This is a genomic window from Moorena sp. SIO3B2, assembly GCF_010692525.1.
Classification (GTDB): domain Bacteria; phylum Cyanobacteriota; class Cyanobacteriia; order Cyanobacteriales; family Coleofasciculaceae; genus Moorena; species Moorena producens.
This window is the reverse complement of sequence record NZ_JAAHHE010000280.1, coordinates 1-8,244: the sequence shown is the minus strand read 5'-3', so window position 1 is coordinate 8,244 and position 8,244 is coordinate 1. Positions and strand designations below refer to the sequence as shown.

Here is an 8,244-nt window from a genome sequence, read left to right as displayed (position 1 = left end):
CATCGCAACCGCCAATGTGTTGGTTATTGATAAAAATTTGGGGTACCGTTCGACCTCCGTTGGCTCGTTCCGCCATCTGGTTTCTGGCATTGTCGTCCCCATCGATTTTATACTCGGTGTAGTCAACCCCTTTCCACCATAGCAATAGCTTGGCTCGGATACAGAAGGGGCAGGCTTGCCAGGTGTAAATTTCTACATTGGCTTTCATCTGTTCTGGGTTGCGTCCTAGGATGGGATTGAGAAAATCCAGCATTTTTGGTTAATCCTATATTGTTGAATCCTAGTTAAAGATATAGCATGGTTAGGGGCTAGTTTAACTTAAGAAAAAGGAAAGAAATAGGATAATTTTTGGTGTTTATATGTCAGCTATCAGCTATCAGCTATTAGCTATCAGCTATCAGGCTCGAAACCTGTGCCATGATCCATGGACTACCCAAACTTTAACTACTCATTAATCTCGAACTATTAAATTTTATCGTTATAGGTTTATTTTAAGCTGACTGCTGTTCGCGTAGCGTGGCCTACGGCCAACGGCTGACTGCTGAATGCTTACTTTATTATAAATCAGTATTTGGTTTAATTATTTGTTTTAAAATACTAGTTATTAATGGTTGTAATAATGGTTACAAAAACCATATATAAATAATTAGGCGTTCCTTAATTTAGGTATAATTTGAGATAGTCTGGTTTTTATCAAGCCCCCGTTGGTTCCCAAACTTTGATACCGTTGGCGAATTTAACATTTAGAAATATCAGCCTGAAGACAGCAGTCTTTATAGCCCCCCAACCCCCAATTCTGGGGGAGCATGAACTTAAAGTTACCCATCTTCTACCCTTGTGTAAACAAATATTAATTTCGCCAACGGTATCAATTCAGGGGGACGCAAGAGAGTTTTGTTCCCCCCAAAATTGGGGGGCTAGGGGGGCAAAATCATACCCATAATCAGCAACGCCGATAATTTATAAAACCGGGATTTTCAAAGCTTTTTGATATCATCTCCAGATCATTACCCTTAATAAAAATCTCCCCATCTCCCCACACTTCCCACACTTCCCGCGCCCCCGCCCCACACTTTCCACTCTAGGGCCACCACCGACTTACATCCTTAATCGCTTCAACAATTGCAGCCAGAGCTTCCTTGCCTCCCAAAGAGATAATAGTTGGACTGAGATTAACCAAGTCTTCTAAGAAGTCCTGGCGATCGCTACAAGCCAAGGTGTGAAGAAACTCTTGCCAAAGGGAAACGTCATCCTGGAGGGAAAAGTTAGGATTTTTGATTAGTCCACTGAAGGCTCTGGATCGGTAAAACTCAGACTTAATTGCCTGTGCCGTTTCTAGGACTTGTAGGAGCAAGCTTTCCGGCAAATCTGATGCTAGCCCACTCAGAACTATGGCTCGGAAAAACTCATTGGTAAGTGCCTGTGCGGCTTCCAGAGCTTCTGGTAGGATTTCCGGCAACTGTGGTGCTAGTCCAATCAGGGCATCGGCTCGGTCTTTTTGATTGGTAATCGCCCTTGCTGCATCTAGGGCTTCTGGTAAGATTCTCGGCAACTGTGGTGCTAGTCCACTTAGGGCATAGGCTCGGTCTCTTTGATTGGTAATGGTTCGTACCGCATCTAGGGCTTCTGGTAGGATTCTCGGCAACTGTGGTGCTAGTCCAGTCAGAGCCTTGGCTCGGTTATACTCATCGGTAATGGCCTGTGCCACTTCTAGGGCTTCTCGGAGCAGCCTTTCCGGCAAATGTGGTGCTAGGCCAGTCAGAGCCTTGGCTCGGTTATACTCATCGGTAATGGCCTGTGCCACTTCTAGGGCTTCTTGGAGCAGCCTTTCCGGCAAATGTGGTGCTAGGCCAATCAAGGCATCGGCTCGTTCTGTGTTATCGGTAATCGCCCTTGCTGCATCTAGGGCTTCTGGTAAGATTTCCGGCAAATGTGGTGCTAGGCCAATCAAGGCATCGGCTCGTTCTGTGTTATCGGTAATCGCCCTTGCTGCATCTAGGGCTTCTGGTAAGATTTCCGGCAGATTTGGTGCTAGTCCAATCAGGGCCTTGGTTTGGTGATACTCATCGTTAATGGCCTGTGCCACTTCCAGGGCTTCTCGGAGCAGGGTTTCCGGCAAATGTGGTGCTAGTCCACTTAGGGCTCTGGCTCGGTCTGTGTTATTGGTAATCGCCCTTGCTGCATCTAGGGCTTCTGGTAAGATTTCCGGCAACTGTGATGGTAGTTCTCTGAATGCATAGGCTCGGTCATTCTCATCGGTAATTGCTAGTGCGGCTTCGAGGGCTTCTGGTAAAATTTCCGGCAAATATGGTGCTAGTTCTTTAAGGGCTCTAGCCCGGCTCGACTCATCGGTAATGGCCCGTGCGATTTTGAGGGCTTCTGAGAGTAGTGTTTCTGGTAACTTTGGGACTAGCTGTTTTAGTGCTTGTGCTCGATTATTAGGATGTTGTGTTTGTTTAACATAAGCCAAAGCCTGAACTGGAGTCCAAATCTTTTTCTCTACCAGGGCTGCCATCAACTCTCCTGGAATATTCCCTACCAAACTATTGAGGGAAGACACCATCAAGGCATAACGGCACTGCAAACTAATGGAACGAGTTGGTGAAGAGGAAAAAGCGTATTCTGCTAACTGCCAAGCCTTGGCCACATCCTTGACAAAGCCCCCTAGTTTATCCAGACGTTCACAGGTTTCATACCAACCATTGCGTCCAGCTTCTGTTTCCTCCTGTAGCAGTTGATGTACTTCCTCTACCCAACCGGCTTTTTCTAAATGCCAGGTCAGATAACTGTGACTATAGCCATCATCGGGTAGAGTGTGCCATAACCCGTTTTGGGTTTTTTGGCGATAGCGCTCTAGGAGTTGACCATGGGCTTGGGGCCAGGTTAATCCCAAACCCGGTAAGCTTCGCTCTTGCCCTGTAGCTGCTTGAGAAGTTAGCAACCGACGCGCCATGTCATGGACTAAGTCATGGAGCTGATAGGTGGGAGTCTCATTAATGGATTTACCAGAGAGCAGTAGAGCCTTAGATTTAAAATACTGTAAGGTTCTTCTAGCCTCTCTAGCACTGACATCCCACAAGGTTGTGCCTAAAGCCGGAGTAATCGAGACATCTTCTGGCAAGACACCAAACCAGGCAAATTGCTGAAATTTTCCTGGTGGTAGTCGCCGTAAACTGAGATTAAAGGATGCCACTAGGCTGTAGTGCTTGCGTCGCTTTTCATCAACCTCTTGGGCACCTGGTAAATCTAAGGTTTCCAACAGGGCAATTTCTTTTTGCAGGTCAGTGAGTAACTCCTGCCAGGAAATACCATCGGCTATTTGTGCTGCCGCTAACTCCAGGGCTAGGGGTAAGTAGCCCACTGTTGTGGCTAGGGCTTGGGCTTGTTTACGGTCTGACCCCTTGAGTTGAGAACCCCCATACTCTTCCAATAAGGCTAAGGCTTGTGAGGGATTCATCACATCTAAATCATAGCGAGTGACTCCCACAATTTGAGCTTCACGAGTCGTCACTAACACCCGGCACTTAGCACCACCAATCCGAAAGGGTTCCACATGGTCTGGGTTCCAAGCGTCATCTACGACTAGCAGCGTAGCCTTGTCAAACAGCAAGGTTTGTAAATGTCTAGAAGCAGCATTAGTATTAGTGGGTTTATAGTCATGGTCTCCCAGTGCTTGGATCCAACTGCTCAGGAAAGACAGCAAGTCTGGCTCCTGACCCAAGGTTGCCCACAGAATACCATCGGGAAAATGAGTCTGTATCTCTGGAGCATGGGCAATGGCAGCAGCCAAGGTAGATTTACCAATCCCCCCTAAACCATAAATGGCACTAACTACGAGAGTTCCGGTCTTGGCTGTCTGCTCTGACAGTAAGGATTGTTTGAGGGATTGGCTTACCTCTGGGCGTTGGACAAAGTAAGGTGGTAGGGGTGGCGCTTGGAAAGGAACCCCTGGCTTAGGGCGAAGGGTTTGGAAGCTTTTGGGAGTAGTAGCAGTTGCTAGTTTTTGCTGTTTGGATTTCTCTGGTCGTTGATTTTCCCACTGTTGATTAAATAGTTCTAGGTTTGTGGCTAGGTCTGGGGCGTAGAGTGTCAGGGTGAAATTCCTCTTTTGATTTCCTTTTTTCTGGAAACGGTTGTCTTCTAAAATTCCTAAGAAGTCTTCCATCCGATGCAAGCCTTCTACCACTTGAGCCTTGCTGAGACTACCTGGATAGTTATCCTTCTCTGTCAGTTCGATTAAATATTTGGTCTGAGTGTTGATTACCAGTCTTGGATGAGTTGAGGTTTTCCCGATCCAAGAGAATTGAATGTTTGGATTCCCCTGATTACGGATGTCTTGGGCAAAGGAGACTAATGCTTCAAATAGACGCAGTGCTCTGTTTTTAACTTGAGGACCGTAAGTAAATCTTGGCATTCTATTGAGGCATAAGCTAGACTACTTGAGGGTATGTAATTAAGGTACCCTTAACTAGTCTAGCTTTGATAAACGGTGTTTGTAGGTTCGCTCAACTCATTAAATATTTCTTGGGCAAAGGAGACTAATGCTTCAGAATATAGGTATTGCCGTGTTTTTAACTTGAGTAGCATAATTACCTATTGCAATTCTGTTTAGGTATAGTATGTTAGAGTTAAAGGTAGGTGCCACAAGAGATTTGCCCTTAACTAGTCTAGCTTTGGTAGACGGTGTTTTTAGGTTCTCTCAACAAGCTATTGATTGTGGACACCAACCTCAAGTACACGTTATTTCATAACCCTTGATTATACAATGGAAGATATTTCAAAGCAACCAGCTGAAAAGCAAATCCTTGAGACTATACCATTAGTCGAACAACCACAGCCTCTGTCCGTAAAGCCTGCCCCTTGTCCCAACTATGGACACAGTCCGGAGGAATTCATTTTGCCAATAATAGTTTTAATTAGAGTTTCACCTACATTGATTAGAATGTTAATTACATGGATTAGAAGATTAATCACATTGATTAGGGCTTTAGTTGCACTAATTAAAACTTTAATTGCACTAATTGCACTAATTAGAGTACTGAATCGATTGATTACAGCGTTGAATCAATTAATTATACTCTTGACTGGATTGCTGAAGGTGGTGCTTCCCTGGTGGAGGAAATAAGAAATAGCGCGTGTGGGTGATCCCCCCTAACCCCCCTTAATAAGGGGGAAGCTTCATACTAACGAGGGAAAAGAGTTTCAGTAACGCACCACCATCAGTCACTCCCGATGCCCGATTCCCTAGGGTGATACGATCGCAACCGTTTCCATACACCCCTTCCGGGTGCATCTCTTAAAAGTTGTTTGACCCAGTGGTGCGTTACGGGGTGGGCTATCCAAAGCCTGGCTACGAGGGGTAAAATGATGCCCCCCTAACGCACCCTACGCAACTAAGATGATGCGATCGCATCCGTTTCCACACACCCAAACCCCAGAGTAAACAAGCATTTCAGTCCCTGTGCCCTATTCCCTATTCCCTGTTCCCTTCTGCGAGATACCACGCTCTGATAGACTTAAGAACTGTAAACAAATAATTAAGAAAATAAGCTCATCTAGCTTTTGGGAGAACGGGCGCTTTGGAAAATACACTAGGTTTAGAAATTATAGAAGTCGTAGAAAAAGCTGCGATCGCATCCGCCAAATGGATGGGTAAAGGGGAGAAAGACACTGCTGACGAAGTGGCTGTTGAAGCCATGCGGGAGCGGATGAACAAGATCTATATGCGGGGTCGCATTGTAATTGGAGAAGGAGAGCGGGATGATGCTCCCATGCTCTACATTGGTGAAGAAGTTGGTATTTGCACCCAAGAGGATGCTGCCACATTCTGTAACCCAGATGAACTGATCGAAATTGATATTGCGGTTGACCCCTGCGAAGGCACCAACCTAGTGGCCTATGGGCAAAACGGTTCCATGGCAGTGCTAGCTATTTCCGAGAAAGGTGGTCTATTTGCTGCTCCTGACTTTTACATGAAAAAGCTGGCAGCACCACCCCAAGCCAAGAATCATGTAGATATCAACAAGTCCGCAACGGAAAATCTTAAAATTCTCTCCGATTGTCTAGAGCGCTCCATGGAGGAATTGGTGGTAGTTGTGATGGACCGTTCCCGTCACGAGGGCTTGATCAAAGAAATCCGGGGAGCTGGTGCTCGGGTGCGACTGATTAGTGACGGTGACGTTTCCGCCGCCATCTCCTGTGCCTTTGCTGGTACCAATATCCATGCCTTGATGGGCATCGGTGCTGCACCAGAAGGGGTAATCTCAGCAGCAGCAATGCGTGCCTTAGGGGGACACTTCCAAGGTCAGCTAATCTACGATCCCGCCATCGTGAAAACTGGTCTGATTGGGGAGAGCAAAGAAAGCAACCTAGAACGGCTCGCAAGCATGGGAATTACCGACCCCGATAAGGTTTACAATGCTGAGGAACTAGCCTCTGGTGACACCGTACTGTTTGCTGCTTGTGGCATCACCCCAGGAACCCTGATGAATGGGGTTCGGTTCTTCCAAGGTGGAGCACGGACTCAAAGCCTAGTTATTTCCAGTCAGTCCAAGACCGCTCGGTTTGTGGACACCGTTCATATGTTTGAACAGCCCAAGTATATCCAATTAAGCTAACTTTTAGGAAAAGGGTTGTAACCCTGTAGGTAAGCTATCAGCTGTCAGCCGTCAGCGAACAGCCGTCAGCTGAATGCTTACCCCTGTTGCGGTTAGGGCGTCTCTTCTTGCCTCGGAGATCCCCCGTGGGTCCCCCTTAAAAAAGGGGGACTTTGAGTATGGCTCCCCCCTTTTTTAAGGGGGGCTGGGGGGGATCATAATCTTGCGGAAAACTTTGAAAACACGCCCTAACCGCAACAGTAGTTAAAGCTTGAAGGAAGGTTAAAAACCTAGTTTAACCCTTCCTTCAAGTTCGTTTTAGTAAGGATTTGTAGGAAACATTCTACTTAAGCATTCAGCCGTCAGCTAATGCGCTACGCGCACGCTACTTGAGTTGCCGTCAGCCTTTGGCCACAAGCCTTTAGGTGAATGCTGAATGCTGAATGCTGAATGCTGAATGCTGAATGCTTACCCCCCTACTCCCTAATCCCTAAAATCAAATACAAAAGTTCCTCACCTTTTTAAGAATTGCTATAACTAATACTGCCATTAAACGTTCTGATAAAAAACATGAACATTGCCGTAGTAGGTCTGAGCCACAAGACAGCACCGGTTGAAGTCAGAGAAAAACTGAGCATTCCAGAAGCCCAGTTAGAAACTGTGATGCCCCACTTATGTAGCTATCCTCATATACAAGAGGTAGCGATACTGAGTACTTGTAATCGGTTAGAAGTTTATATAGTCACCACAGAAACTGATGCCGGAATTCGAGAATTGTGCCAGTTTCTAACAGAAAAAGCTGGTATTCCTCTAGCCAAGTTGCGCCCTCACCTATTTATTCTGTTGTATCAAGATGCAGTCATGCACTTAATGCGAGTTGCTGGCGGTCTAGATAGCCTAGTGTTAGGAGAAGGGCAAATTCTAGCTCAGGTCAAAACCACCCACAAACTTGGTCAGCAACACAAGGGAATTGGACGTCTACTTAATAAACTGTTTAAACAAGCAATTACTGCCGGTAAGCGAGTTCGCACTGAAACCAGTATTGGCACTGGGGCAGTATCCATTAGCTCAGCAGCGGTAGAGTTAGCTCAGCAGAAGGTAGAGACCCTTTATGGCACCTCTTTGACCCCCTATAAAATAGCAATTATCGGTGCTGGTAAGATGTCTCGCTTACTGGTGAAACATCTGCTGGCCAAAGGTGCCGTAGATATCTCAATTCTGAATCGTTCCACCAAACGGGCTGAAGAGTTAGCGAAAGCGTTTCCCAAAGCGGATCTAAAACTCCATTCCTTGTCAGATATGATGAGAGTGGTTGCCCAGTCAGATATCGTATTTACTAGCACTGGTGCCACGGAACCACTCCTGACTCGCTCGAATTTAGAAGGAGTGTTGCAGACAAACCATTCCTTAATGCTAATTGATATTTCTGTGCCTCGTAATGTGGCAGCTGATGTTGATGAGTTAGAGACTGTCCACTCATTCAATGTGGATGACTTAAAAGCAGTGGTAGCACAGAATCAAGAAAGCCGTCGTAAGATGGCGATGGAAGCACAAGAACTCTTGGAAGAAGATGTGGCAGCCTTTGACATCTGGTGGCGTTCCCTCGAAACCGTTTCTACCATTAGTAGCTTGCGCAGCAAGGTCGAAA

The 8,244-nt window shown here is 46.2% G+C and carries 6 protein-coding genes; 3 read left to right on the top strand and 3 right to left on the bottom strand.

Annotated features, from left to right (window positions below):
• Both grxC and F6K38_RS31080 read right to left on the bottom strand, forming a co-directional pair.
• Positions 1 to 253 (bottom strand): glutaredoxin 3 (grxC, locus tag F6K38_RS31085; RefSeq protein ID WP_287358820.1); only part of this gene is annotated, 253 nt, incomplete at its 3' end.
• Positions 254 to 1,081: 828 nt separating this feature from the next.
• Entirely contained in the window at positions 1,082 to 4,414 is a 3,333-nt protein-coding gene (locus F6K38_RS31080) for an NB-ARC domain-containing protein (RefSeq protein ID WP_287358926.1), read from the bottom strand.
• A 351-nt stretch (positions 4,415 to 4,765) separates the two neighbouring features.
• On the opposite strand from F6K38_RS31080, the gene F6K38_RS31075 reads away from it, so the two are divergent.
• Complete coding sequence (locus tag F6K38_RS31075; RefSeq protein ID WP_287358924.1) at positions 4,766 to 5,125, top strand: hypothetical protein; 360 nt, start codon at positions 4,766 to 4,768, stop codon at positions 5,123 to 5,125.
• Positions 5,126 to 5,161: 36 nt separating this feature from the next.
• Here the strand turns inward: F6K38_RS31075 and F6K38_RS31070 are convergent, their stop codons facing one another.
• Positions 5,162 to 5,293 carry a hypothetical protein gene (locus F6K38_RS31070; RefSeq protein WP_287358922.1) on the bottom strand — a complete coding sequence of 44 codons (132 nt, stop codon included), beginning with the start codon at positions 5,291 to 5,293 and terminating at the stop codon, positions 5,162 to 5,164.
• Between the two features lie 286 nt (positions 5,294 to 5,579).
• Here F6K38_RS31070 and glpX point away from each other — a divergent pair, with 286 nt between their 5' ends.
• Together glpX and F6K38_RS31060 are read left to right on the top strand one after the other, a co-directional pair.
• Positions 5,580 to 6,617 (top strand): class II fructose-bisphosphatase, encoded by a 1,038-nt coding sequence (glpX, locus tag F6K38_RS31065; protein ID WP_287358920.1) that lies wholly within the window; start codon positions 5,580 to 5,582, stop codon positions 6,615 to 6,617.
• A gap of 549 nt (positions 6,618 to 7,166) precedes the next feature.
• Positions 7,167 to 8,244 (top strand): glutamyl-tRNA reductase (locus F6K38_RS31060; protein WP_287358918.1); only part of this gene is annotated, 1,078 nt, incomplete at its 3' end.

Bases quoted from the DNA above. Each gene is read 5' to 3' on its own strand.
- F6K38_RS31070 (WP_287358922.1), bottom strand. From the start codon at position 5,293: ATGCACCCGGAAGGGGTGTATGGAAACGGTTGCGATCGTATCACCCTA.
- F6K38_RS31080 (WP_287358926.1), bottom strand. From the start codon at position 4,414: ATGCCAAGATTTACTTACGGTCCTCAAGTTAAAAACAGAGCACTGCGT.
- F6K38_RS31075 (WP_287358924.1), top strand. From the start codon at position 4,766: ATGGAAGATATTTCAAAGCAACCAGCTGAAAAGCAAATCCTTGAGACT.